Annotated in this window: 18 protein-coding genes and 1 other RNA gene; 8 read left to right on the top strand and 11 right to left on the bottom strand. The window is 70.5% G+C overall.

The annotated features are described in order from the left end of the window. Window positions 1-4: 4 nt before the first annotated feature. The 3 genes from BIV03_RS07730 to BIV03_RS07720 all read right to left on the bottom strand — a co-directional run bounded on the left by BIV03_RS07730 (window position 5) and on the right by BIV03_RS07720 (window position 3,863). Window positions 5-1,273, bottom strand: coding sequence for an RNA polymerase sigma factor (locus BIV03_RS07730; RefSeq protein WP_070418796.1), 1,269 nt, complete (start codon window positions 1,271-1,273; stop codon window positions 5-7). 192 nt (window positions 1,274-1,465) lie between these two features. After that, window positions 1,466-2,785: a nitrate/nitrite transporter gene (locus BIV03_RS07725; protein ID WP_071295248.1), complete on the bottom strand. Its 1,320-nt coding sequence runs from the start codon at window positions 2,783-2,785 to the stop codon at window positions 1,466-1,468. A gap of 145 nt (window positions 2,786-2,930) precedes the next feature. Then, entirely contained in the window at window positions 2,931-3,863 is a 933-nt protein-coding gene (locus BIV03_RS07720) for a proteasome assembly chaperone family protein (protein ID WP_070418794.1), read from the bottom strand. A 76-nt stretch (window positions 3,864-3,939) separates the two neighbouring features. Here BIV03_RS07720 and BIV03_RS07715 point away from each other — a divergent pair, with 76 nt between their 5' ends. From BIV03_RS07715 to sucB, 3 genes are all read left to right on the top strand, one after another. Beyond that, window positions 3,940-5,418, top strand: a complete 1,479-nt coding sequence (locus BIV03_RS07715; protein ID WP_071295247.1) for a leucyl aminopeptidase — start codon at window positions 3,940-3,942, stop codon at window positions 5,416-5,418. A 154-nt stretch (window positions 5,419-5,572) separates the two neighbouring features. Next, window positions 5,573-6,946, top strand: coding sequence for a dihydrolipoyl dehydrogenase (lpdA, locus tag BIV03_RS07710; RefSeq protein ID WP_070418792.1), 1,374 nt, complete (start codon window positions 5,573-5,575; stop codon window positions 6,944-6,946). Window positions 6,947-6,995: 49 nt separating this feature from the next. Beyond that, window positions 6,996-8,510 carry a 2-oxoglutarate dehydrogenase, E2 component, dihydrolipoamide succinyltransferase gene (sucB, locus tag BIV03_RS07705; RefSeq protein WP_071295246.1) on the top strand — a complete coding sequence of 505 codons (1,515 nt, stop codon included), beginning with the start codon at window positions 6,996-6,998 and terminating at the stop codon, window positions 8,508-8,510. 73 nt (window positions 8,511-8,583) lie between these two features. Here the strand turns inward: sucB and BIV03_RS07700 are convergent, their stop codons facing one another. Then, window positions 8,584-9,372 (bottom strand): hypothetical protein, encoded by a 789-nt coding sequence (locus BIV03_RS07700; RefSeq protein ID WP_071295245.1) that lies wholly within the window; start codon window positions 9,370-9,372, stop codon window positions 8,584-8,586. 126 nt (window positions 9,373-9,498) lie between these two features. On the opposite strand from BIV03_RS07700, the gene BIV03_RS07695 reads away from it, so the two are divergent. Continuing rightward, entirely contained in the window at window positions 9,499-10,227 is a 729-nt protein-coding gene (locus BIV03_RS07695; RefSeq protein ID WP_071295244.1) for a DUF4191 family protein, read from the top strand. Between the two features lie 445 nt (window positions 10,228-10,672). On the opposite strand, the gene BIV03_RS07690 is transcribed toward BIV03_RS07695, so the two are convergent. Continuing rightward, entirely contained in the window at window positions 10,673-11,140 is a 468-nt protein-coding gene (locus tag BIV03_RS07690; RefSeq protein ID WP_070418788.1) for an RDD family protein, read from the bottom strand. 141 nt (window positions 11,141-11,281) lie between these two features. Between BIV03_RS07690 and glnA (BIV03_RS07685) the strand changes: the two genes are divergently transcribed. Next, the gene (glnA, locus tag BIV03_RS07685) at window positions 11,282-12,706 is read left to right on the top strand and encodes a type I glutamate--ammonia ligase (protein ID WP_070418787.1); all 1,425 of its coding nucleotides are present in this window, start codon (window positions 11,282-11,284) and stop codon (window positions 12,704-12,706) included. Between the two features lie 323 nt (window positions 12,707-13,029). Here the strand turns inward: glnA (BIV03_RS07685) and BIV03_RS07680 are convergent, their stop codons facing one another. The 6 genes from BIV03_RS07680 to BIV03_RS07655 all read right to left on the bottom strand — a co-directional run bounded on the left by BIV03_RS07680 (window position 13,030) and on the right by BIV03_RS07655 (window position 22,661). After that, window positions 13,030-14,448 carry a UDP-glucose/GDP-mannose dehydrogenase family protein gene (locus BIV03_RS07680; protein WP_070418786.1) on the bottom strand — a complete coding sequence of 473 codons (1,419 nt, stop codon included), beginning with the start codon at window positions 14,446-14,448 and terminating at the stop codon, window positions 13,030-13,032. Further along, window positions 14,445-16,007: a glycoside hydrolase family 26 protein gene (locus tag BIV03_RS07675; protein ID WP_071295243.1), complete on the bottom strand. Its 1,563-nt coding sequence runs from the start codon at window positions 16,005-16,007 to the stop codon at window positions 14,445-14,447. The genes BIV03_RS07680 and BIV03_RS07675 overlap by 4 nt, the downstream gene beginning before the upstream one ends. Next, the gene (locus tag BIV03_RS07670; RefSeq protein WP_070418784.1) at window positions 16,000-17,598 is read right to left on the bottom strand and encodes a glycosyltransferase family 2 protein; all 1,599 of its coding nucleotides are present in this window, start codon (window positions 17,596-17,598) and stop codon (window positions 16,000-16,002) included. Before BIV03_RS07670 ends, BIV03_RS07675 begins: the two co-directional genes overlap by 8 nt. Window positions 17,599-18,103: 505 nt before the next feature. Beyond that, window positions 18,104-21,076: a bifunctional [glutamine synthetase] adenylyltransferase/[glutamine synthetase]-adenylyl-L-tyrosine phosphorylase gene (locus BIV03_RS07665; RefSeq protein WP_071295242.1), complete on the bottom strand. Its 2,973-nt coding sequence runs from the start codon at window positions 21,074-21,076 to the stop codon at window positions 18,104-18,106. 22 nt (window positions 21,077-21,098) lie between these two features. Continuing rightward, entirely contained in the window at window positions 21,099-22,436 is a 1,338-nt protein-coding gene (gene glnA, locus BIV03_RS07660; protein ID WP_070418782.1) for a type I glutamate--ammonia ligase, read from the bottom strand. A gap of 45 nt (window positions 22,437-22,481) precedes the next feature. Continuing rightward, entirely contained in the window at window positions 22,482-22,661 is a 180-nt protein-coding gene (locus BIV03_RS07655) for an SPOR domain-containing protein (RefSeq protein WP_071295241.1), read from the bottom strand. 268 nt (window positions 22,662-22,929) lie between these two features. Between BIV03_RS07655 and map the strand changes: the two genes are divergently transcribed. The 3 genes from map to rnpB all read left to right on the top strand — a co-directional run bounded on the left by map (window position 22,930) and on the right by rnpB (window position 25,062). Continuing rightward, window positions 22,930-23,793, top strand: coding sequence for a type I methionyl aminopeptidase (map, locus tag BIV03_RS07650; protein ID WP_071295240.1), 864 nt, complete (start codon window positions 22,930-22,932; stop codon window positions 23,791-23,793). 22 nt (window positions 23,794-23,815) lie between these two features. Continuing rightward, window positions 23,816-24,565: a polyphosphate--glucose phosphotransferase gene (ppgK, locus tag BIV03_RS07645; protein WP_071295239.1), complete on the top strand. Its 750-nt coding sequence runs from the start codon at window positions 23,816-23,818 to the stop codon at window positions 24,563-24,565. Window positions 24,566-24,701: 136 nt separating this feature from the next. Beyond that, window positions 24,702-25,062, top strand: an RNA gene (rnpB, locus tag BIV03_RS07640) — RNase P RNA component class A. Window positions 25,063-25,227 lie beyond the last annotated feature (165 nt).

Below are 25,227 nucleotides of genomic sequence, written 5' to 3'. Positions count from 1 at the left end.
CGGCCTACTCGAGGTAGTCGCGCAGCGACTGCGACCGCGACGGGTGGCGGAGCTTCGCCATCGTCTTGGACTCGATCTGACGGATGCGCTCACGCGTCACGCCGAAGGTGTCACCGATCTGGTCGAGCGTCTTCGGCTGGCCGTCCCCGAGACCGAAGCGCATGCGGATGACGCCCGCCTCACGCTCGGAGAGGGAGTCGAGCAGGCTCTCGAGCTGCTTCTGCAGCATCGTGAACCCGACGGCGTCGGCCGGGACGACCGCCTCGGTGTCCTCGATCAGGTCGCCGAACTCCGAGTCGCCGTCCTCACCCAGCGGGGTGTGGAGCGAGATGGGCTCGCGGCCGTACTTCTGCACCTCGACGACCTTCTCCGGGGTCATGTCGAGCTCGCGGGCGAGCTCTTCCGGAGTGGGTTCGCGACCGAGGTCCTGCAGCATCTGGCGCTGGACGCGGGCCAGCTTGTTGATGACCTCGACCATGTGGACCGGGATGCGGATCGTGCGGGCCTGGTCGGCCATGGCACGGGTGATCGCCTGACGGATCCACCAGGTGGCGTAGGTCGAGAACTTGAAGCCCTTGGTGTAGTCGAACTTCTCAACCGCACGGATCAGGCCCAGGTTGCCTTCCTGGATGAGGTCGAGGAACTGCATGCCGCGGCCGGTGTAGCGCTTGGCGAGCGACACGACCAGGCGGAGGTTCGCGCCGAGCAGGTGCGACTTCGCGCGCTGACCGTCACGGGCGACCCAGCGCAGCTCGCGCTCTTCCGGCTTCGAGAGCCCGGTCGAGTGCTGCAGCTTGTCCTCGGCGAACAGGCCGGCCTCGATGCGCATCGCGAGCTCGACCTCCTGCTCGGCGTTGAGGAGGGCGACCTTGCCGATCTGCTTGAGGTAGTCCTTCACCGGGTCGGCGGTGGCACCGGTGATCGTCGTGGAGTAGACCGGCGCCTCGTCGTCGTCGGACTGCGAGATGACGAGCGCACCCGCGGCGACCGCTGCTGCGGCGTCCGGCTTGGTGTCCTTCTCGTCGGTCTCGGTGTCGGCGTCGTCGGTCGCGTCGGCCTCGGCGACCGGGGTCTCCTCGTCGATGTCCTCGTCGTCGTCGGCCTTCTTCTTCGCCTTCGGGGCGGCCTTCTTCGGGGCGGCCTTCTTGGCGGTGGTCTTGGTGGCGCGCTTCTTCGGCGCGGCCGTCCCCTCGGCTTCCGCAGCGCTCTCTGCTGCGGTGCCCTCGGGCTCGGTGTCCTTCGTGGGATCGATCGTCGTGCTCCGGGCAGCCATGCGATCACCTCTCTCGTCGTGCCACGTTCGTGGGGTCGTGGCCTCCCTCGCCGCCCAGGGCCTGCGCCGCGGTCTCCCGCGTCATCAGGTCCTACCGTTCCGGGCAGCACTAGGACCCATGTCAAGTCCCCCGGTTTCTGCGGCGCACTGGAGTGCTCCGAGACACAGGAGGCCCGAACGGGTCCGCGTTCATTATTGCACGCTCCGCTTCCGCAGGCGCGCAACGAGTGCAACCCAGAGCGGCCCCACCCGTATTCCGTCCTGGGCGTGCAGCACCCGGCGCGTGCGACGACGGGCGTGCAGCAGCATCACGACGCCGATCCCGACCACGACGTACTGCACGGTGAGGGCCAGCCGGAAGTTCGTCCACGCGAACACGGTCTGCCCCGACGCCGACGACGCGAGGTCGAGGATCGTGCCGATCAGGAACATCATCACGAACGCGGCGAGGAACCCGCCGACGTTGACCACGCCGTTCGCCGACCCGAGGGAGCCGACGGGGTTGAAGGACCGCGCGAAGTCGAACCCGATGAGCGACCCCGGCCCGCCGATCCCCATCACGACGACGAGCACGATCAGCAGCCACGTGGGCGGCTGCCCGGGCCACACGAGCACGGCGGTCCACACCACCGCGAGGGCGACGACGATCCCGAGCACGAGGTTCGACCGCCGCAGCGGGAACCGGGCGCAGAGCACGCCGAGCACCGGCCCGACGACGAACCCGGTGACGACGATCACGGTGAGGAAGCCGGCCGCCTCGGACGGGGAGTACCCCAGCCCGCGCAGCATCGGGACTCCCCAGAGCAGCGAGAAGACCGTTCCGGAGGACTGCGTGACGTAGTGGGACCAGAAGCCGAGCTGGGTACCGGGACGCCGCAGCGCGTGCCCGAAGGTGTGGAACGCGCCCCGCCAGGTGTGCGGCAGCGGGATCGTGTCGGTGCGCACCGGCACCGGGCCGTTCCGGACGAAGACGAACGCCAGCACGAGCCCGACGGCGCTCGCGGCCGCGGCGACGCCGAACGCCGGCGACCACCCGGCGGTGTGCAGCAGCACGGCGAAGGGGAACGCCGACAGGATCTGCCCGACCTGGCCGAGGTTTCCGGTCCACTGCGAGATCTGCGGCAGGATCGGCCCGCTGAACCACATCGGCACGAGGCGGATCACGGAGATGAAGGTCATCGCGTCCCCGGCGCCGACGAGGACACGCCCCGCGATCGCCGGCCCGATGGTGGGCGACACCGCCACCACGGCCTGGCCGGCGACGAGCAGCGCTGCCCCCAGCAGCACGAGTCGGCGCGGCCCGACGCGGTCGAGGGCGATCCCCACCGGGATCTGGAGTCCGGCGTAGACGGCGATCTGCACCACCGCGAGCGTCGACAGCACCGCCGCCGACACCGCGAAGCGGTCTTGCGCGTCGACCCCGGAGACCCCGAGCGAGGACCGCTGCACGACCGCGAGGACGTACGCCAGCACCGCGACGCCCCACACGAGGAAGGCGCGGCGGGAGTTCACGTCACCAGGCTAGCGGGGGCGGCACCGCCGCCGGGACGGGCTGTGGAGAACGTGACGAGCGGGGCGGACGGGTGTCGCGCCTCCCGTCCGACGGTCCAGGAGGCGCGACCCGCCTCCGCCACGTCGGTGCGGCTGATCGGTACGGCTAGTCGCCGCTCGCGTCGCCGTCGGTGCGGCGGTCCGCCAGGAAGCGTTCCAGCTCCGCGGCGATCGCGTCTGCGGTGGGGACCTGCCCGTCGACGCCGGTGAGCGGCGAGGCGATCGGGTTGCCCTCCATGTAGGTGTCGTGCCGTTCCTCGAGCACCCCGACCAGACGCTGCAGCTCCTCGTTGCCGGCGACCTGCTCGTCGACGCGGGTGCGGAACTCGCGTCCTTCTTCGCGCAGCTCGTCGGAGGGGAAGATGAGGCCGGTGGCGGCGGAGATGCCGGAGAGCGCCGCGACGGCGGCGTCCGGGAACTCGGTGTCGGACAGGTAGTGCGGGACGAGCAGGACGAGTCCGGTGACCTGTTCGCCGAGCTCGGACAGCCGGTGCTCGACGAGGTGCAGGACGTTCGCGGGCGCTTGGGTCTCGGGCTTCCAGACGCTCATCTGCTCGACGAGGTCGGCGCGCGTGCCGGAGACGGTGAGGCTGATCGGGCGCGTGTGCGGAACGGGCATCGGGATCGACTGGACCCAGGTGGTGTCGGCGACCCGGAGCTGGGCGGCGAGGTCGGTGACCGCGCGGACGAACCGGTTCCACTGGAAGTCCGGCTCGTACCCGGAGAGGAAGAGGAACGGCTGGCCGATCTCGTCGCGCACGAGGTGCAGCCGGAGCCGCGGGGGCTCGACGGCGGCAATGTGGTCGTGCTCGAAGGTGATCACCGGGCGGCGTGCACGCCAGTCGAGCAGGACGTCCGGGTCGAACTCGGCGACGAGCTCCGTCTCGAGGTCGTCCAGGACGGCGGTCGTCACCTGCGCCACGGCCGAGCCGGCGTCGGCGAACCCGGTGAGTCCGGCGACCAGGTGCAGCCCCTCGGGGACGGACGGCGCGTCCTCGGCGAAGGTGTAGAGCTCCTCGGGGTGGTTCACCGTCCCCATGCTAGGCGGGGAGCCGGTGTCCCCCGGTGCCGGGCGGCCACGCCGACAGCGAACACCTGCTGGATAGGGTTGGGGCATGGTCCGACCGACGCTCTCCACTGACTCCTCCGCTCCCGCCTCGATCTCCGCCGACGTCCTCGTGCTCGGTGTCCGGCCCGGGTCCGACGGCGCTCCCGCGACCATCGCGACGCCCGCCACGACGCCGTTCTCCGCGCTCGACGGCATCGACCTCGCTGCCATCGGTGCGACCGGTGCGAAGGACCAGCTGGTGCGCATCCCCGCCGTCGGTGTCGACGCGCAGGGCATCGCGCTCATCGGGCTCGGCTCCGGCACCGACGCAGCGGCACTCCGCTCGGCCGCCGGCAGCGCGGTCCGCCAGCTCCCCCTCGCGTCGTCGATCGTCCTCGCGCTGCCGACCGACACGACCGAGCTCGTCGACGCCGCGCTCGAGGGCGCCGCGCTCGGTGCCTACTCGTTCACCCGACACAAGGGCGCCGGCACGACCGGTCCTGCCCGCGGGGACCAGCAGGTGACCGTGCTGGCACCCTCCGCCGCGGCCGACGCCACCGTCCGCCCGGCGATCGTCGGCGACGCCGCCACGCTCGTGCGCGACCTCGTCAACACCGCTGCCGGTGACCTCGGCCCGGCGGACGTCGCCGACGTCGCACGTGCGCAGGCCGAGGGGCTCCCCCTCACCGTCGAGGTCCTCGACGAGACCGCGCTCGAGGAGCAGGGCTTCGGCGGCATCCTCGGTGTCGGTCGCGGCTCGGAGCGCCCGCCGCGGCTCGTCGTCGTCCGGTACGCGCCGGAGTCCGCGACGAAGCACCTCGCACTCGTCGGCAAGGGCATCACGTTCGACTCGGGTGGTCTCTCGCTCAAGCCGGCCGCCTCCATGCTCGGCATGAAGACCGACATGACGGGTGCCGCCACCGTCCTCGCCGCGACCGTCGCCGCCGCGCGTCTCGGACTCGACGTCCGCGTCACGGCGTGGCTGTGCCTGGCGGAGAACATGCCCTCCGGCTCGGCCACGCGCCCCGGCGACGTCCTCACGCTGAAGAACGGCAAGACCGTCGAGGTCACGAACACCGACGCCGAGGGCCGACTCGTGCTGGGTGACGGCATGGCCGCCGCGTCGCTCGAGCAGCCCGACGCCATCGTCGACGTCGCGACGCTGACCGGGGCGCAGGTCGTCGCGCTCGGCGACCGCACCACCGGGCTCATGGGCAGCGACGACCTCGTCGCGCAGGTCCGCGCGGTCGCCGGGGCCGTGGCGGAGCCGATCTGGCCGATGCCGCTCCCCGAGGAGCTCGACGCCCGACTCGCGAGCGAGGTCGCCGACATGGTCAACGCCACCGTCGGCAACCCGGCGGGCGGCATGCTGCTCGCGGGCAAGTTCCTCGAGCGCTTCGTCGGCGAGGGCATCCCGTGGGCGCACCTCGACATCGCCGGTCCGTCGGAGAACAAGGGCGGCGGCTACGGGTGGCTCGGCAAGGGCGCGACCGGCGCCATGGTCCGGACGCTCATCTCGCTCGCAGAAGAGCTCCAGGCCAAGTAGTAGGTTTGACTCCGGCGGGACGGCGCGCTCGACGCGCCCCCGCCGGAAACCAACGGGACGGGACCGGAACCATGCGGTCCGACCGTCGGACGCCGCCGCCGCGGTGTCCAGTGGGGCCCGATCGGTCCCGACACGCACGAGGGAGTTGCACCAGGTGACGGAACAGACTTACGACGTCGTGGTCCTCGGTGGCGGCAGTGGTGGCTACGCCGCTGCGCTCCGGGCCGCCGAGCTCGGCATGAGCGTCGCGCTCATCGAGGGAGACAAGCTCGGGGGGACGTGTCTGCACCGCGGCTGCATCCCGACGAAGGCGCTGCTGCACGCGGCCGAGGTCGCCGACGCGACGCGCGACGCCGAGAAGTACGGCGTCATCGCCGAGTTCGCCGGTGTCGAGGTCCCGAAGGTCATCGAGTACCAGCAGGGCGTCATCTCGTCGAAGTACAAGGGCCTCCAGGGGCTCATCAAGGCGCGCGGGATCACCGTCGTCGAGGGCTGGGGCCGCCTCACCTCGCAGAACACCGTGCAGGTCGGCGACCAGACCGTGACCGGCAAGAACATCGTGCTCGCGACCGGCTCCTACTCGAAGTCGCTCCCCGGCCTCGAGATCGGTGGTCGCGTGATCACCTCCGAGACCGCCCTGCGCATGGACTACGTGCCGAACAAGGTCGTCATCCTCGGTGGTGGCGTCATCGGCGTCGAGTTCGCCAGCGTCTGGAAGTCCTTCGGTGCCGAGGTGACGATCGTCGAGGCGCTCCCCCACCTCGTCCCGGCCGAGGACGAGTCGATGTCGAAGCAGCTCGAGCGTGCGTTCCGCAAGCGCGGCATCGAGTTCTCGCTCGGTGTCCGGTTCCAGGGCGTCGAACAGCACGAGAACGGCGTGGTCGTCACGCTCGAGGACGGCAAGACCTTCGACGGCGACATCCTGCTCGTCGCGGTCGGCCGTGGCCCCGTGACGCAGAACGTCGGCTACGACGAGGTCGGCGTCGCGATGGATCGCGGGTTCGTCACCACGAACGAGCGCCTCGCCACGAACATCCCGAACGTGTACGCCGTCGGCGACATCGTTCCGGGCCTGCAGCTCGCGCACCGCGGCTTCCAGCAGGGCATCTTCGTCGCCGAGGAGATCGCCGGGCTCAACCCGGTCATCATCGAGGACAAGAACATCCCGAAGATCACGTACTCCGACCCCGAGGTCGCATCGGTCGGTCTCTCGCAGGCCAAGGCCGAGGAGCAGTACGGCGCCGACAAGGTGGACTCGTACGAGTACAACCTCGCCGGCAACGGCAAGAGCCACATCATCGGCACGTCCGGTTCGGTCAAGGTCGTCCGTGTGGTCGACGGCCCCGTCGTCGGCGTCAGCATGATCGGCGCCCGGGTCGGCGAGCTCATCGGCGAGGCACAGCTCGCCGTGAACTGGGAGGCCTACCCCGAGGACGTCGCGCCGCTCGTCCACGCGCACCCGACGCAGAACGAGGCACTCGGCGAGGCCTTCCTGCACCTCGCGGGCAAGCCGCTGCACGCACTGTGAACACCATGACCACCACCACGAACCACCCCTGCGAAGAGGAGTCCACCCGATGAGCGAATCCGTCAACCTCCCGGCGCTCGGCGAGAGCGTCACCGAGGGCACGGTGACCCGATGGCTGAAGAACGTCGGTGACCGGGTCGAGGTCGACGAGCCGCTGCTCGAGGTCTCGACCGACAAGGTCGACACCGAGATCCCGTCGCCGATCGCCGGCGTCGTGGAGGAGATCCTCGTGCAGGAGGACGAGACCGTCGAGGTCGGCACCGCGCTGGTGAAGATCGGCGACGGGTCGTCCGACGGTGGTTCCTCCGACGGCGGCTCCACCGAGTCGGACGAGTCCTCGAACGAGGCCGCCGCCGACGCCGAGGAGCCCGAGGCAGCCCCGAGCACCGAGCAGGAGTCCGAGACCCCTGCCCCGGAGCCGACCGAGCCCGAGCCGGCCCCCGCCGGTCAGACGCAGCCCGCTGCGCCGCAGGCCCCGGCAGCACCGCCCGCCGCCGCCCCGGTGCCGCAGGCCGCTCCGGTCCCGCCGCCCGCCGCTGCCCCGCCGGCAGCGGTCCCGGCTCCGGCTGCCGCTCCGGCTCCGGCTGCCGCCTCGGGTGGCTCGGCCGCCAGCGCCTCGGTGCCGAACCCGACGCAGGACGCCTCGGCCTCCGGCTACGTCACCCCGCTCGTGCGCAAGCTCGCGAACGAGCAGGGTGTCGACCTCTCGACCGTCACCGGCTCCGGTGTCGGCGGACGCATCCGCAAGGAAGACGTCCTCGCCGCTGCCGAAGCCGCTGCGAAGGCCCCGGCCGCCGGTGGTTCCGCCGCTGCGGCCCCGTCCGGCCCCTTCGTCGCCGAGGTGTCGCCGCTGCGTGGCACCCGCGAGAAGATGACCCGCCTCCGCAAGGTCGTCGCCGAGCGCGCCGTGCAGTCGATGACCTCGACCGCGCAGCTCACCAGCGTCGTCGAGGTGGACGTGACCAAGGTCGCGCAGTTCCGTGACGCGCACAAGGCCGAGTTCCTCGAGAAGACCGGTTCGAAGCTCTCCTTCATGCCGTTCTTCGCCCTCGCGGCGTCCGAGGCGCTCAAGGCGCACCCGAAGATCAACTCGACCGTCGAGGGCGAGGAGATCGTCTACCCGGAGACCGAGAACGTCTCGATCGCGGTGGACACCGAGCGCGGCCTGCTCACCCCGGTGATCAAGGACGCGGCGTCGCTGAACCTGGCGCAGTTCTCGCAGTCGATCGCGGACCTCGCCGAGCGCACCCGCAACAACCAGCTCAAGCCGGACGAGCTCGCGGGTGGCACGTTCACGCTGACGAACACCGGTTCGCGTGGCGCGCTGTTCGACACCCCCGTGGTGTTCCTGCCGCAGTCGGCGATCCTCGGCACGGGCATCGTGACGAAGCGTCCGGCGGTCGTGAAGGTCGACGGGCAAGAGGCCATCGCGATCCGTTCGTTCGTCTACCTCGCGCTGTCGTACGACCACCGCATCATCGACGGCGCCGACGCGTCGCGCTACCTCGTCGCGGTGAAGAACCGCCTCGAGGAGGGCAACTTCGGCCCGAACCTCGGGTACTGAGCCCAGCGCTCGTCGTACTCCGGACGGCCCCGATCCCACTGTGGATCGGGGCCGTTCCCCGTTTCTGGCGTGTTCAGCCGATCGTGAAGGCCACCGCCGCGGTCAGCCCCGCCGCGACCACCATCCCCACCAGCGCTCGTCGGAGCGGCAGCCGTCTCCCACCGCCGATCGGGAGGCCGTGCTCGACGACCCCGCGCAGCGCCGTCTCGAGGGAACCAGCCGGCCCCGGTGGCATCGACGTGCGCTCGGGCAACCCGACGAGCAGGTCGTCCGACGGCCGTTCCCAGCGGATCGGGCGCGGCGCCGCGGCGGCCCGGACCACCGCCAGCGCCGCACGCAGCGCCGTCGTGTCGCCGTCGAGGGCCTCGGCGAGAGCGCCATCGACGGCCGGACGGTCCGGCGCACCTGCCTCGGTCCGCTCCCACACCAGCCGGGCCGCGAGGACCAGGACCCTCGCGCCGCTCTGGTCGGACCGACGGACGCCGTCCGACCCGGGTGGCCGGTCGCACAGCACGACCGCACCGGCATCGTCCACCAGGACGTCGTCGAGCCCCGCGGAGCCGATCTGGACCGCGCCGGACCGTTCGGTCACTGCGAGCTCGAGCATCGGCACGGTGAGCGTCACGGCGACACCGGTGGTCGGCGTGCCGAGGGTGTCGAGTGCCGCGGACAGCACCGTCCCCGCGGGACGGAGGACGTCGACGGCGAGCCGTCCGTCCGCCAGCCGGCCGACGCCGACGACCGGGACGAGGTGCCGCGCCGAGGGATCCGGGGCGACGGCGGCGCGGTCGGCGAACCAGGCGAGCAACGGCTGCTCGTCGTCCACCGCGTGCCACCGGACGTGATCGGAGAGCGTCTGCATCCGGACAGCCTGGCCGGGCCCGCCCAGCCTCCGGCGGACGGGACGCCGTCCTGTGGAGAACGCTGTTCGCCCACAGCCAGAGCATCGACGGTCCTCGGAAGTCGGGACAGGCCGTATCCTGGTCGCATGGCACGCAGCAGTTCTCAAGGTACGACGGCGAAGGAGCCGGGTCGTCTCAAGCAGATGTACCAGGTCTTCACGATGACCCGTCGGGCGGACCCGAGCTCCGTCTGGTGGTTCGCCCTGGCGTTCGTCGTCCCGGTGGTGCTGGGCGTCCTGCTCGCCCTGCTGCTGCCCGGGCAGAACTGGCTCGCGATCATCCTCTGGATCGTGGCCGGCGTGCTGCTGGGTGTACTGCTCTTCCTGATCGTCCTCGGTCGGCTGGCCGAACGTGCCGCCTACTCGCAGATCGAGGGGCAGCCCGGTGCCGTGGGTGCCGTGCTGTCGAACTCGCTCCGCCGTCAGTGGCGCTCGAGCGAGATGCCGGTCGCGGTGCACGGTCGTTCGCAGGCCGCTGTCTACCGGGCCGTCGGCACCCCGGGTGTCGTGCTCATCACCGAGGGCCAGCGCGGCAACCTCAACCGCCAGGTCGACGAGGAGCGCCGCAAGGTCCAGCGCATCGTCCCGAACGTCCCGGTGCACGTCGTGCACGTGGCCAGCGGCAAGGACGGCGACGGTGACGACTCCGTGACGCTGCACAAGCTCCCCCGTGCGATGAACAAGTTCAAGAAGGCGCTCAACCGCAACGAGGTCCTGGCGGTCGCGAACCGGCTCGACTCCCTCACGCAGAGCCCGGCCGCGGCGATCCCGAAGGGGATGGACCCGATGCGGGCCCGCGCGGGACGTCCGCGCTGACGGACTCCCCCACAGACGACGAACGCCCCCGACCGTGCCAGGTCGGGGGCGTTCTGCGTCGGCGGGCCGCGTGGCGGGGTGGGCGGTGGCGCGGTGGGGTCAGCGGCGTCGCGCAGTACGGCTCTCGCCTGTCGGTGCGAGGTCGACCACGCGGTGCGGGCTCGAAGTGCGGCACCGAGTGGGCAACTTCATGCCCGGCGAAGCACCTCGCACCGTGCAGCGCGGGTCCCGTGCGCTGGCGGTCCGAACGTCGGCGATGGGTCGATCGCGCACCGTGCGAGGTTCGGCGCACCGTGGGACGGGCGCCTGCTCGCACGGAGGACGGAACCTCGCACCGTGCTGCGCCGCGCTCTCACGCCGCCCGCTCCGCGCCGCTGCGCGCTCAGCGCCCCGCGCCGCCGCGCTCTCGCGCCGCCCGCGCCACGCGCTCCGCGCCGCAGCCCCCTCAGCGCCGCACCAACACCGTCCCCGCGATCCGGTCGTGCGCCCCACGGCTGTCGCGGTCGATGATCAGCGCCGGCACGACCAGGCACAGCAGTACCGTCCGCACCACCGGTCGCCACACCCCGACGTACCCGCCACGCATCGGCACCACCCGGAGCCCGACGCACACGTGCCCGAACGACCCCGACAGCAGGCAGATGAACAGGATCTGCAGCACGGCGAAGATCGCGATCTGGATCCACGAATGCGCGATGTCCCCCGATCCGTTCACGGGCGACCACACACCGGTCACGTACGCCACGAGGTCGGCCAGCGCACCGTCGATCAGCAGGGCCACGATCCGGCGGCCGATCCGCCCGACGCTGCGGGGCCCCTCTTCCGGCAGACCGAGGTCCTTGCCCGGCCAGCCGTCGGGATGCCCCGATCCCCCGGAGGACGACGCGGACGACGAACTGGTGCTGCGGGCCATCGTCCCAGCGTAGGCGAACGGGTCGACGTAACACGCACGAAACAATCCAGTCATGTCCGGGAAACTCGGTGTCAATAGCCTCGTCGAAGGGTGCCGAGATGGACCCTCCGACATCACCCAACCCATTGGAGATCGGCCCACATGTTCAGCGATTCCTCCGAGGTCCTGGCCTTCATCAAGGACACCGACGTCAAGTTCCTCGACATCCGGTTCACGGACCTGCCGGGTGTGCAGCAGCACTTCAACATCCCGGCCTCCACCGTCGACGAGGACTTCTTCTCGGTCGGCCAGCTCTTCGACGGCTCCTCGATCCGCGGCTTCGCGTCGATCCACGAGTCCGACATGCAGCTCATCCCCGACGTGACGACGGCGTACATCGACCAGTTCCGCGCCGAGCGCACGCTGATCATGATCTTCGACATCTACAACCCGCGGAACGGCGAGATCTACGGCCGTGACCCGCGTCAGGTCGCCAAGAAGGCGGAGAAGTACCTCGCGTCGACGGGCATCGCGGACACCGCGTTCTTCGCCCCCGAGGCCGAGTTCTACATCTTCGACGACGTGCGCTACTCGGTCACCCAGAACAAGTCGTTCTACTCGGTCGACTCCGAGGAAGGCGCCTGGAACACCGGTCGCGAGGAAGAGGGCGGCAACCTCGCCAACAAGACCCCCTACAAGGGCGGCTACTTCCCCGTGTCGCCGGTCGACAAGACGGCCGACCTCCGCGACGACATCACCCTCAAGCTGATCGAGGCGGGCTTCGAGCTCGAGCGCTCGCACCACGAGGTGGGCACCGGCGGCCAGCAGGAGATCAACTACAAGTTCGACACGATGGTCCACGCCGCGGACGACATCCTGAAGTTCAAGTACATCGTCAAGAACACCGCCGACCAGTGGGGCAAGGTCGCCACGTTCATGCCGAAGCCGCTCTTCGGTGACAACGGTTCGGGCATGCACACCCACCAGTCCCTCTGGAGCGACGGCAAGCCGCTGTTCTACGACGAGAACGGCTACGGCGGCCTGTCCGACCTCGCCCGCTGGTACATCGGTGGCATCCTCAAGCACGCCCCGGCGCTGCTCGCCTTCACGAACCCGTCGATCAACTCGTACCACCGTCTGGTGAAGGGCTTCGAGGCCCCGGTCAACCTGGTCTACTCGGCCGGTAACCGCTCCGCCGCGATCCGCATCCCGATCACGGGCACGAACCCCAAGGCCAAGCGCATCGAGTTCCGCGCGCCGGACGCCTCGGGCAACCCGTACCTCGCGTTCGCCGCGCAGCTGATGGCGGGCCTCGACGGCATCCAGAACCGCATCGAGCCGCACGAGCCGGTCGACAAGGACCTCTACGAGCTCCCGCCGGAAGAGGCGAAGGGCATCCCCCAGGTCCCCGGCTCCCTCGACGAGGCGCTCGAGGCGCTCGAGGCGGACCACGAGTTCCTCACGAAGGGCAACGTCTTCACCGAGGACCTCATCCAGACCTGGATCGACTACAAGCGCGAGAACGAGATCCTCCCGCTCGCGCAGCGCCCGCACCCGTTCGAGTACGAGCTCTACTTCGGCGTCTGACACGCACCGCACCACGAACGCCCCCGCACCGGTTCTCCGGTGCGGGGGCGTTCCGCTGTGTCTCGGCGGCGGACCCGGCCACCGGGTGCGAACGTGCCTGCCTGGAGGCGCGGCGCACGCCCGGCGGGCCGGCACCGCGCCTCCAGGCGGTCGCCTCGCACGTTCCTTCCCACGACACGCGCGCTGCCATGACGAATCGGGCGTACCTGGTCGGAACTTCCGACCAGGTACGCCCGTTTCGACCAGGTGCGCCCGAACGCGCCGGGCACACGAGAACGGGGCCCGTGCCGCCCCGGCACAGACCCCGCTTCGCGTCCGGGTGACTACCGCGCGGTGGCCACCGCGTCGTTCGTCCCCGCAGCGACGCTCACGGGTGCACCCGTGACCGGAGTGGGCCGTCCCAGGGAACGGACGGTCCAACCCGCCTTGACCCAGTCGGCGACCGGGAGGCAGTTGCGGGCGTCGATCACCGTACGACGCCCCACGATCGAGGCGAGCGCCGCGGGATCGGCGGCGATGACCTCGTCCCACTCGGTGAGGACGAGCACGACGTCGGCGTCCTCGATCGCACCCTCCATCGACGACGAGTAGGTGAGCGTCGGGAAGGAGCGGCGGGCGGTCTCCATCGCCTCCGGGTCCCACAGGGTGACCTGGGCGCCGCGGAGGTGCAGCGCAGCGGCGACGTTGAGCGCCGGCGAGTCGCGGACGTCGTCGGTGAGGGGCTTGAACGCCGCCCCGACCACGGCCACGCGACGGTTCAGCACGGAGCCGCCGAGCGCGTCGATCGTCATGTCGATGACGCGCTCGCGCTGCCCCATGTTGATCTCGTCGACCTGCTGCATGAGCCCGACGACACGACCGGCACCGAGCTCGTTCGCGCGGTGCATGAGCGCCCGGATGTCCTTCGGCAGGCAACCACCGCCGAAGCCGAGGCCGGCGTTCAGGAACTTCCGGCCGATGCGGGCGTCGTGCCCGAGGGCGTCGGCCAGGGTGGACACGTCCGCACCGGTGATCGCGCACATCTCGGAGATCGCGTTGATGAACGAGATCTTCGTGGCGAGGAACGCGTTCGCGCTGACCTTGACGAGCTCCGCCGTGGCGAGGTCGGTCGTGATGACCGGGGTGCCCTCGGCGATGGGTGCGGCGTAGACCTCGCGGATCACGGCGTCGGCCGACGCGGAGGCACCGCCCCAGACGAGCCGGTCCGGGTGCAGCGTGTCGTCGACGGCCTTGCCCTCGCGCAGGAACTCCGGGTTCCAGATGAGCTCGGCGTCGATGCCCGACGGGGTGAACTCGCGGACGATGCCGCGGAGCCGCTCGGCCGTTCCCACCGGGACCGTCGACTTGCCGACGATGAGGCCGGGGTGCGTGAGGTTCTCGGCGACACCGCGGGTGGCGTTCTCGACGTAGGTGAGGTTCGCGGCGTGCGACCCGGCGCGCTGCGGCGTCCCGACGCAGACGAAGTGGACGTCGGCCGCGGCCACGGCCTCGGGCAGCGACGCCGTGAAGCGGAGCTTGCCGCTCGCGACGTGCTTCGTGATGAGCTCCGGCAGGCCGGGCTCGTAGAACGGGACCTCGCCGGCCGACAGGGCCGCGAGCTTGGCGGGATCGACGTCCACGCCGATGGTCTCGAAGCCCATCTCGGCCATGGCGGCCGCGTGGGTGGCACCGAGGTAGCCGGTGCCGATGACGCTGATGACGGGTGCCGGACGGGAGTCTGCGGTCTTCTTCTGAGCGGTCACTGCTTGACCTCCTGCAGGTCGTAGTCGGTGTCGGTGCGCGAGATGCCGGCCACGAAGGCCTGGAGGCTGTCGGCGCGGGAGTTGAGTCGCCAGTCGTTCGTGGTGCGGACGCCGTCCACGACCGTGGTCGCGGTCTCGCTGAAGTACGAGAAGCCGATGACGTCGTCGTTGGCCGGTTCCGCGAGGCCGTCGAAGAGCGAGGTGATCCACTTCGCCTTCTGCCCGTTGGTCACGCTCGTCCCGGTCTCGGTCGCACCGATCTCACTGAGGAGGATCTTCTTGTCCGGTGCGATCTGGCGGAGCTGGGCGAGGGTCTTGCCGAACGTGTTGTCGAAGGTCGGCGACTCGGAGGCGGTGCGGTAGTACCCGCTCATGCCGACCCAGTCGACGTACTTCGACTCCGGGTAGTACTCACGCAGGTAGTCGAACTGCATGTACTTGTCGTTGCCGAGCTTGTCGATGCGGCTCGGCGCCCAGTTCCAGATGACGTACTTGTTCGCGCCGCTGGCCTGGAAGACGTCGTGCACGTGCTGCCACATCGCCACGTAGGACCCGGCCGCGTTCTGCTGCGCCGTCCCCTCGGACCAGTTGTACCAAGAGCCGTTCATCTCGTGGTCGAGCCGGATGACCATCGGCTGCCCGTTCGCCGCGAGGGCCTTCGCGTACTTCGTGAGGTAGGCGTCGAACTTGCCCGAGACGATGTCCTCGTTCGTGTACCCGGGGACGTACTTCGCGTCGTTGCCCGTCTTGGCGGGTGCGGACTCCCAGGTCATGAGCGGCAGGCGGCCGTTCGCCCACGCGCGCTGGACGGCGGTGGCGTTGAAGTCCTGGTCGAAGCCCTGGAAGAAGCCGACCATGTTCGTGGCCTTGCCCACCTGCTGCGAGACCTCGTCGTACTCCGCCCAGTTGAAGGGGGACTGCGCGGTGTAGAGGCCGTACCAGCGAGCCGGCTGCGCCATGATCTGCGCCTTGGTGGGGACGGAGATCGGGGTCGTGCCGGGGTCCTTCGAGGGGCCGCCGTTCGGGTTCGTGACGCCGTGGTTGCCGGAACCGTTGCCGGAGCCACCGGAGCCACCGGAGCCGCTGCCCGAACCGGAGCCACCGGAGCCACTGCCGGAACCGGAGCCGCCGGACCCGCCGGAACCGTCGCCCGACCCTCCCGAACCCGACGCGCCGTCACCGGACCGCGCCCCGGCGGCCTTGGCGGCCCCGAGGTCCGACTGCAGCGACGCGATCTGCGCCTTGAGCTCGGCGATCTGGTCGGCACGCGAGCCGGACTGCGCGGTCGAGGAGTCGAGCTTGCCCTCGAGCGCCCAGATCTTCTCCTGGGCGGCCGTGAGCTTCGTCTGGAGCTCGGCCGCCGAGATCTTCTTCTTCGGCGGCGTCACACCGAGCGCCTGGTGGACCGCGGTGGACACCGAGCCCGCCGGGGACACCCAGACGTTCCAGGTGATGAGTCCGAGGACGAGGACGATGGCGGTGGTCCCGACCGCGGTGAGTCGTGCGTGCTTGCTGGACTGGGCCCACCAGGCACCTGAGGAGCGGATGAGGTCAGACAATGAGGAAGGCCTCCAGGGCGAAGATCGCGAAGCCGATGCAGTACGGGATCGCGGCGTACGGGTTGTACCGACGGACGCGTGCCGGGGCGGGGGCCGCCGCGGTCGCCGACTGCGACTGCGCTGCAGTGGCTGCCGAGCGGCGGGTCGCGAGCACCGTCGCGGTGGAGTTGGTGGTGGCGTCCGGGCCGAACAGGTCGTCGAACGCCCGGTCCACGGCGCGCTGGTCGTCGCCGTAGCCGGCTCCACCGGCCGGGGCCGGGGCCGCCGCGTCGATCGGGCTCACCGGGGTCTGGGTGGCGACGGCCGAGGGCTGCACCGCGTCCGCGGGGTCCTCCTCCATCGGTCCACCGGCGTACGCACCGGCACGGGTCCCCCAGCCGGACGCGTGCGCCAGGCGGAAGAAGCCGATGAGCCGGATCGGCATGAGGAAGAACGTCGACACGATGATGAACATCGGCAGGCGGAAGAAGTCGCTCGGCTTCTCGGCGAGGTGCCGCATCTGCCGGATCGCCATGCTGAGCACCGACGAGACGACCATGAGGGCGGCGACGTAGACGAAGCCGGTCGAGAAGCCGTACTGCTGCAGGATCCCCTGGTAGAGGTTCTCGCCCTGCCCGGTGAAGGCGCGGTAGATCCAGCCGGCGATCACGCCGAACAGCATGAACGGCAGGATGATGTCGGTGAGGAAGAACACCGCGAGGATCGGCGCGTGGCCGAGCATCCACGGGAGCATCCGGAGCGTGTTGTACTGCGAACCACGGGCCCAGCGGAGCTGCTGCTTGAACAGCTTCTTCACCTGCAGCGGAGCGTCCGTGTAGACCAGCGACGTGTACTGGTAGACGGTCCGGTACCCCTCCTTGAGCGTGAGGTTCGTCAGGGTCCGGTCGTCGGACACCTCGAGGAACACGCCCATGAACTTCTCGTGCATGAAGCGGTCCATGACGCGCACGAGGATGTCGCGGCGGAAGGCGATCGTGCGCCCGGGCAGGCAGCCGATCTGGCCGAGGACGCTCTGCGCAGGCATCGAGTACAGCGCGCGGGAGTTCTCCAGCCAGTCCGCCCAGCGGGTGATCCAGCTGCGGGTCGGCTCGAGGATGCGCTGGCGCGTCGTCACGCCACCGACCGAGGCGTCCGCGAACGGCTTGAGCAGCTCGTCGAGGGTGCCGGGCGTCCACACCGTGTCCGAGTCGACGAGCACGGTGATGTCGCCGTTGGACATCTCGGTGCCGACCTTGACGGCGTTGCGCTTGCCCGGGATGGGCGTGTGCGTCCAGCGGACGAGTGGGGCGAACTCGTCACAGACCGCTTCGAGGGCCTCGTTGCGGGCGCCGTTGATGACGACGATGATCTCGCCGGGACGCTGCTCGACCATGCGGCCGATGACGTCGCGGAAGAGGTCGAGCGGTTCGTCCACGACGGGGACGACGACGCTCGTGGTGCCGGTGTAGGTGCCGGTGTAGGGGCGGTAGCGGGCGGACAGGATGACCTTGAGCAGCCAGAGCAACCAGATCACCGCGGAGTACACGGCGAACAGGTAGAACTCGGGGTGCCCTTCGACCATCTGCCTGATCTGCAGAATGAAGGTGAACATCGATCCCTGCTTCAACGTTCGAGGTGGAGATTCCGCGTCGTTGGGGAATCAGGGCCGGTTCGGGTGACCCCATTGATGCAGAACCGTGACCCGGTGCGCAACGCGACCCCCGACCGGGGGCGTTACGGGCACGTTACGGGGTACACCACGGTCCCCCTCCGCGTGTGGTCATCGTGTCCGCACTGGTGCTGACAGCACTCCGGTGGACCGCGTTCACCCTGCCACTCACCCTGTGCGGGTGGTGGACGGCCCAGGAGGCGCGGCTCGGCTCTCAGCGGAAGCCCTGTTCAGGTCATGGTCGCCGGGCGTGCCGCGAGCTGCTCCGGCCGTCGCCTCGCGTCGACGTGGCCAGCTGGATCACGTCCCGGTAACGGACGCCGGAGTTCGACCGGCCGGGGTACAGGCAGATGTCGAACGGGGGACGCCGCACGTTACGGGGAATTCACTTCCGAGGACGTGTCAACTCGCTGCGAAACACGTCGGTCCGGGCGTGTCGCGACGGGCCTCAGGCGCCGTAGAACTCGCGCTCGAAGACCTGACGTGCCCGGCGGGTGACCCCGAGGTAGTCCTCCTCGAGTTCCGAGGCGGACCCCGGCGGGTACTCCATCAGGCGTGCGATGCCCTCGAGCTGCACCCGGTCGACGGGCAGCACGTCGGTGGTCTTGCCCGACCAGAGCACGAGCGCGCTCCGGGTCCGCGAGGCGAAGCGCCAGGCGGCACCGAGACGCTCGGCGTCGTCGGGGGTGACGAGTCCGGCGTCGCGGGCGGCGTCGAGCGCCTCGAGCGTGGACGTCGTCCGGAGGCCGGGGATCGTCAGCGCGTGCTGCAGCTGGAGGAGCTGGACGAACCACTCCACGTCGCTCAGGGAACCGCGGCCGAGCTTGAGGTGCCGGGCCGGGTCCGCACCGCGCGGGAGGCGTTCGGACTCGACGCGGGCCTTGATGCGTCGGACCTCGCGCACCTGCTGGTCGTCGATGCGCTCCGGGTAGCGCGTGCGGTCGGCGAGGTGCTCGAAGGCCCGCAGGAGCTGCGCGTCCCCGACCGCCCCGCGGGCGCGGAGCAACGCCTGGGCCTCCCACGTGAGCGACCAGCGGGCGTAGTACGCGCCGTAGGAGTCGAGCGTGCGCACCACGGGGCCGTTCTTGCCCTCGGGGCGGAGGTCGATGTCGAGGTCGAGAGGGTGGATCGCGTCGTCGGTCAACCGGGCGAGCTCCCGCACGATGGTCTGCGCCGCTCGCGAAGCCTGCTCCGACGGGACGTCCTCGGTCGCCCGGTACACGTAGAGGACGTCGGCGTCCGAGCCGAAGCCGAGCTCACGGCCGCCGTACCGCCCCATCGCGATGACGCCGAACTCCAGGCCTGCCGGGGCGTCCCGTCGCGCGAGCGTGAGGGCACCGGCCAGCGTCGACTCCGTGACGTCGCTCAACGCCGGGCCGAGGGCATCGACGTCGAGGTGGCCGAGCACGGCGGCCATGCCGAGCCGGAGCGTCTCACGCCGGCGGGCGGACCGGACCAGGGCGGCCGCGCCGTCCACGTCGTCCCCGTGCCGTGCCGTCGTCGCCGTGACCTCGGCGAGCAGCGACTCGATCGGCCGGGGGCGCAGCAGCGCCTCCGGTTCGTCGAGCCAGGCCACCGCCTCGGGGAAGCGTTCGAGCAGCCCGGACAGGAACGCCGACTCCGAGAGCACGGTGGTGAGCGAGTGCGCCGCGCCGGAGGAGTCCCGGAGCATGCGGAGGAACCAGCTCGACTCCCCCAGGGTGTCGCTCAGCCGGCGGAAGGCCAGGAGCGCCCGGTCCGGTGCCGGTCCCTCGGCCATCCAGCGCAGGAGCACCGGCAGGAGGTTCCGCTGGATCGCCGCCCGGCGGCTCGTGCCCTGCGTCAGTGCCCGGATGTGGCCGAGTGCCCCGGCGGGGTCCGCGAAGCCGATCGCGCCGAGCCGGTCGACCGCCTGGTCGCTGGTGAGCACGATGTCGCCGTCGCTCGCGGCCACCGCGGACAGGAGCGGTCGGTAGAACAGGCGCTCGTGCAGGCCGCGGACCTCGAGCTTCACGGCGCGCCACCGTGTCTCGAGCGCCGCAGCGGACCGTGCGAGACCGCTCGACCGGGCGAGCACCCGGAGCTCGTCCTCGTCGGAGGGCATCAGGTGGGTGCGCTGCAGGCGGCGGAGCTGGATGCGGTGCTCGAGCAGGCGGAGCAGGGCGTAGTCCGGCCCGAAGCGGGCGGCCTCGGCACGGCCGACGTAGCCGGCGTCGGTGAGCGCGTCCATCGCCTCAAGCGTGGACCGGACCCGCACGGTCTCGTCGTCGCGGCCGTGCACGAGCTGCAGCAGCTGCACGGTGAACTCGACGTCGCGCAGACCGCCCGGCCCGAGCTTGAGCTGCCGGTCGACCTCGTCGTCGGGGATGTTGTCGGTGACCCGCTGCCGCATGCGCTGCACGGACTCGACGAACCCCGGTCGCTGCGCCGACGTCCACACGAAGTCGGCGACCGCGGTGGCGTAGCGCTCCCCCAGGTCGACCGACCCGGCGATCGGCCGCGCCTTGAGCAGGGCCTGGAACTCCCACTCCTTCGCCCAGCGCTCGTAGTACGCCACGTGGGAGTCGAGCGTCCGGACGAGCGCGCCGTCCTTGCCCTCCGGCCGGAGGTTCGCGTCGACCTCCCACAGCGCCGGTTCGGCCGCGAGGTCGGTGATGGCGTGCGTGGCCGCGATCGCCAGCCGCGTGGCGATGAGCACGGCGCGGTCGGTCCCCACGCCCGTGCCCGCTTCGTCGTCGCGGGTGGGTTCGGTGACGAAGATGACGTCGACGTCGCTGACGTAGTTGAGTTCGCGCGCCCCGGCCTTGCCCATCCCGATGACGGCGAGCGGTGTCGCCTCGACGTCGGCCGCGGGGAACGGGACCTCGCGCCGGGCGACGTCCACCGCGGCCTCGAGCGCGGCACCGGCGAGGTCGGCCAGCCCGGCCGCGACGGCGGGGAAGGCCTCGGTCGGCGCGGCGTTCAGGACGTCGAACAGCGCGATCTGGGCCAGGTGCCGGCGGTAGCGCACCCGGAGCCGGAGCCGGGCGTCCTCGCCCGTGGCACCGTCGATCGCGGCGAGCAACGAGTCGGTGTACTCCTGCTGCGACCACGGCGCCGTCACGGGCGCCAGGAGCAGGTCGATCTCCGCCGGACGGCGGTGCAGGAACTCGCCGAGCCCGACCGACGCCCCGAGGAGTCGCACGAGCCGTTCGGTGGCGGCGTCGTCCGCGAGGACCGGACGCAGTTCGTCCGGCGCGCGCTCGAGCAGCCGCTCGAGCGCGCGGAGTGCGCCGTCCGGATCGGCCGTGGACTCCCACAGTGCCGGGGACCCGCTCACCGGCACCTGCAGGTCGGGGCCGAACCGCGCCTCCAGGTCGGCGATGCGTTCCAGGCTCTCCGACAGCTCCGCGAAGCCCAGGCGGGCCAACTCGGAACGCGACGTCGTCGTCCGACCGGTCATGTGGTGCGTGCCCCCGGTGCCGTCAGAGCGCGCCGAGGTTCGTGTCGAGCTCGAACGGCGTGACCTGGTCGCGGTAGGCCTTCCACTCCTGGCGCTTGTTCAGCAGCACGAAGTTGAAGACCTGCTCGCCGAGCGTCTCCGCCACGAGTTCCGAGTCCTCCATGAGGCTCAGCGCGTGGTCGAGGCTCGCCGGCAGCTGGCTGTAGCCGAGGGCACGGCGCTCGGAGTCGGACAGGCTCCAGACGTTGTCCTCGGCCTCCGGCGGGAGCTCGTAGCCCTCGTCGATGCCCTTGAGCCCCGCGGCCAGCAGCAGCGAGTACGCGAGGTACGGGTTCGCCGCCGAGTCGATGCCGCGGTACTCGATGCGGGCGGACTGGCCCTTGTTCGGCTTGTACAGCGGGACGCGCACGAGGGCCGAGCGGTTGTTGTGGCCCCAGGTGACGAACGACGGGGCCTCGTCACCGCCCCAGAGGCGCTTGTACGAGTTCACGAACTGGTTCGTGACGGCGGTGATCTCCGGCGCGTGCTTGAGGACACCGGCGATGAAGTGCTTCGCCGTGTCGGACAGCTGGTACTGACCACCCGCCTCGTAGAAGGCGTTCTGGTCGCCCTCGAACAGCGACACGTGCGTGTGCATGCCCGAGCCCGGCTGGCCGGAGATCGGCTTCGGCATGAACGTCGCGTAGACGCCCTGCTCGATCGCGACCTCTTTCACGACGGTGCGGAACGTCATGATGTTGTCCGCCATCGTCAGTGCGTCGGCGTAGCGGAGGTCGATCTCGTTCTGGCCGGGGCCGGCCTCGTGGTGGGAGAACTCCACCGAGATGCCGAGGTCCTCGAGCATCCGGACGGACCGGCGACGGAAGTCGTGCGCGCTGCCGCCGGGGACGTTGTCGAAGTAGCCGGCACGGTCGACGGGCTGCGGACCGCCGTCCTTCCAGTCGCGGCTCTTCAGCAGGTAGAACTCGATCTCGGGGTGCGTGTAGAACGTGAAGCCGCGTTCGCTCGCCTTCGCCAGCGTGCGCTTGAGCACGTTGCGCGGGTCGGCGACGGCGGGCTGGCCGTCCGGCGTCGTGATGTCGCAGAACATCCGCGCGGTCGGGTCGATCTCGCCGCGCCACGGGAGGATCTGGAACGTCGACGGGTCCGGGTGGGCCAGGACGTCCGCCTCGTACGAGCGCGTGAGACCCTCGATCGCGGAGCCGTCGAACCCGATGCCCTCGGCGAACGCGCCCTCGACCTCGGCCGGGGCGATCGCCACGGACTTCAGGGTCCCGATGACGTCCGTGAACCAGAGTCGGATGAACTTGATGCCCCGCTCCTCGATGGTGCGGAGCACGAAGTCCGTCTGCTTGTCCATTGACGCCCTTTCCGTGGTGCAGCTGGTCCAGCTGGGAGTCTCAGCCTATTGGTCTTCGTCGTCCCAACGCTCGTTGTTCGCCTTGATCCGGTCCAGGGCGTGTTGCGCGTCCTCACGCGAGGCGAACGGGCCGATCCGGTCGCGCTGCGGCGACTGCGGGCCCTGCTCGACGGCGTGCGTCTTCTCGTTGAACCACCACTGGGACTCGATGCGTTCGTCACTCATGCCGCCACCGTACCCAGGTGGGACGGCGGCGGTGCGGGCGGGCCGCGCCCCGCGCGCTGGGTGACCGCCTGGAGGCGCGGCTGGCGTCCGTCGGGCCGGCACCGCGCCTCCAGGCGGTCGCGTCCGCGCCCCGCGGCGAGGTTTCGCGCTGGGCGACAGTTCACGGGCCCCACGACGCGTGAGGTGTCGTTGAGCGCGTGAGGACGGAACTGTTCCCCGCGCACCGGCCGCGTCCGCGCGACACGCGGCCCCGGCTAGAGTGGTCCGCATGCCCCGGGACGAACACGGACACCTGACCGCCGGCCGCATCTCCCCGCTGCGGTCCGTCCCGAAGGAGATCGAGCGTCCGGAGTACGTCGGCAAGGCCGAGCCGCACGAGCACGGACTCGGCGACACGTACACCCCGGACGAGGTCGAGCGGATCCGGACCGCCGGGCGCATCGCCTCCCAGGCCATCGACGCCGTCGGCGCGGCGATCCGCCCCGGTGTCACGACGGACGAGCTCGACCGGATCGGCCACGAGTTCGTCGTCGCGCACGGCGCCTACCCCTCGACGCTCGGCTACCGCGGCTACCCGAAGTCCCTCTGCTCGAGCCTCAACGAGGTCATCTGCCACGGCATCCCCGACGACACCGTCCTGCAGGAGGGCGACCTCGTCAACATCGACATCACCGCCTACAAGGACGGGATGCACGGCGACACGAACCGCACCTTCATCGTCGGGCAGGCGTCGCAGGAGGTCGAGGACCTCGTGACCCGCACGCGACTCGCCCTCGAGCGCGGCATCAAGGCCGTCGCCCCGGGCCGGCAGGTGAACGTCATCGGCCGCGCCATCGAGGCGTACGCGAAGCGCTTCGGCTACGGCGTCGTCCGCGACTACACCGGCCACGGCGTCGGGCGGGCGTTCCACTCCGGGCTGATCATCCCCCACTACGACGCACCGCGCTTCGACGACGTCATGGTGCCCGGCATGGTCTTCACGATCGAGCCGATGCTCACGCTCGGCGGCATCGACGCCGACATCTGGGCCGACGACTGGACCGTCTCCACCCGGGACAAGTCGTGGACCGCACAGTTCGAACACACCCTCGTCGTCACCGAGCGCGGCGCGGAACTCCTCACGGTCTCCTGACCTCCACATCGAAAGGCTCCTCATGACCTCCCTCGCAGTCGGCGTCGACATCGGCGGTACGGGCATCAAGGGCGCGATCGTCGACGTCTCCACCGGCGAACTCACCACCGACCGGATCAAGAAGGCCACGCCCGAGGGCGGGAAGCCGCACGACATCGTCGCCGTGGCCGCGTCCATCCTCGACGAGCTCGCTCCGGCGTCGGACGTGCCCGTCGGGGTCTGCTTCCCGGCGATCGTCCGCGACGGCAAGACCATGTCCGCGGCGAACGTGTCGAAGAAGTGGATCGGATTCGAGGCCGAGGCGCTCTTCGAGAAGGAGCTCGGCCGCTCCATCCACTTCGTCAACGACGCCGACGCAGCCGGGTACGCCGAGCAGCAGTTCGGTGCGGCGAAGGGCAAGGACGGCCTGGTCGTCGTCACGACGCTCGGCACCGGCATCGGCACGGCGCTCATCAACGACGGCGTGCTCATCGTGAACTCGGAACTCGGGCACCTCGAGATCGACGGGCACGACGCCGAGTCCCGCGCCTCGTTCGCTGCGAAGGAGCGCGACGACCTGTCGTGGAAGCACTGGGCGAAGCGGCTGCAGAAGTACTACTCCACGCTCGAGGCCCTGCTCTCCCCGGAGCTCTTCGTCGTCGGCGGCGGGGTGTCGAAGCAGTACGAGGAGTTCCTGCCGCTGCTCGACCTGCAGGCGGACATCATCCCGGCGACGCTCCGGAACAACGCGGGCATCATCGGCGCCGCGACGCTGGCCGCGCGGAGCGCCTGACGCCCCGCCTCGCCGCCGTCGCGGCCTCGCCGCGGATCGAACCACGAATCCGACATCGAACCGGTTCACGCCGCTGGTTCGATGTCGGTTCCGTGGTTCGGCGTGACCCGGTGCCCGGTAGACTCGTGCTCGCGAATGGGTCGGTGAGACGGTCGCGTCACTCCCCCGGGAGTGCCGAGGAACGTCCGGGCTCCACAGAGCAGGGCGGTGGGTAACACCCACCCGGAGCAATCCGCGAGACAGTGCCACAGAAAGCAGACCGCCGGCGGCGACGTCGGTAAGGGTGAAACGGTGGTGTAAGAGACCACCAGGGGTCCGGGTGACCGGATCCGCTCGGTAAACCTCGCCCGGAGCAAGGTCAGACAGAGGACGCTGAGGCTGCTCGCCGAGTCCTCGGGTAGACCGCTGGAGGCCGACGGCAACGTCGGTCCGAGAGAGATGGCCGTCACCGCCGCGCGAGCGGCGGGACAGAACCCGGCGTACGGCCGGCCCATTCGCACCCCACGCTCGGCGCGCAAGCGCGGCGCGCGCGCCGACCGCGGCACTGTGCGAGGTTCCGTGCTCCGTGCGACGCCAGCGCCCTCGCACACTGCGCGAGACCCCGCACACTGCGCCCACGTGCGACGTGACGCGACCAGCGCACGCACACGACGGACGGGAGG

Origin of the sequence: Curtobacterium sp. MCBA15_016, from assembly GCF_001865105.1 — a bacterium.
Taxonomy (GTDB): Bacteria; Actinomycetota; Actinomycetes; order Actinomycetales; family Microbacteriaceae; genus Curtobacterium.
This window is presented reverse-complemented; position numbering and strand designations above follow the sequence as displayed.

Excerpts from the sequence above, each read along its gene's own strand:
- glnA (WP_070418782.1), bottom strand. The coding sequence starts at position 22,436 with ATGGACAAGCAGACGGACTTCGTGCTCCGCACCATCGAGGAGCGGGGC.
- ppgK (WP_071295239.1), top strand. The coding sequence starts at position 23,816 with ATGACCTCCCTCGCAGTCGGCGTCGACATCGGCGGTACGGGCATCAAG.
- BIV03_RS07655 (WP_071295241.1), bottom strand. The coding sequence starts at position 22,661 with ATGAGTGACGAACGCATCGAGTCCCAGTGGTGGTTCAACGAGAAGACG.
- map (WP_071295240.1), top strand. The coding sequence starts at position 22,930 with ATGCCCCGGGACGAACACGGACACCTGACCGCCGGCCGCATCTCCCCG.
- BIV03_RS07665 (WP_071295242.1), bottom strand. The coding sequence starts at position 21,076 with ATGACCGGTCGGACGACGACGTCGCGTTCCGAGTTGGCCCGCCTGGGC.
- BIV03_RS07670 (WP_070418784.1), bottom strand. The coding sequence starts at position 17,598 with ATGTTCACCTTCATTCTGCAGATCAGGCAGATGGTCGAAGGGCACCCC.
- BIV03_RS07690 (WP_070418788.1), bottom strand. The coding sequence starts at position 11,140 with ATGGCCCGCAGCACCAGTTCGTCGTCCGCGTCGTCCTCCGGGGGATCG.
- BIV03_RS07715 (WP_071295247.1), top strand. The coding sequence starts at position 3,940 with ATGGTCCGACCGACGCTCTCCACTGACTCCTCCGCTCCCGCCTCGATC.
- BIV03_RS07700 (WP_071295245.1), bottom strand. The coding sequence starts at position 9,372 with ATGCAGACGCTCTCCGATCACGTCCGGTGGCACGCGGTGGACGACGAG.
- sucB (WP_071295246.1), top strand. The coding sequence starts at position 6,996 with ATGAGCGAATCCGTCAACCTCCCGGCGCTCGGCGAGAGCGTCACCGAG.
- BIV03_RS07730 (WP_070418796.1), bottom strand. The coding sequence starts at position 1,273 with ATGGCTGCCCGGAGCACGACGATCGATCCCACGAAGGACACCGAGCCC.
- BIV03_RS07720 (WP_070418794.1), bottom strand. The coding sequence starts at position 3,863 with ATGGGGACGGTGAACCACCCCGAGGAGCTCTACACCTTCGCCGAGGAC.
- BIV03_RS07695 (WP_071295244.1), top strand. The coding sequence starts at position 9,499 with ATGGCACGCAGCAGTTCTCAAGGTACGACGGCGAAGGAGCCGGGTCGT.
- glnA (WP_070418787.1), top strand. The coding sequence starts at position 11,282 with ATGTTCAGCGATTCCTCCGAGGTCCTGGCCTTCATCAAGGACACCGAC.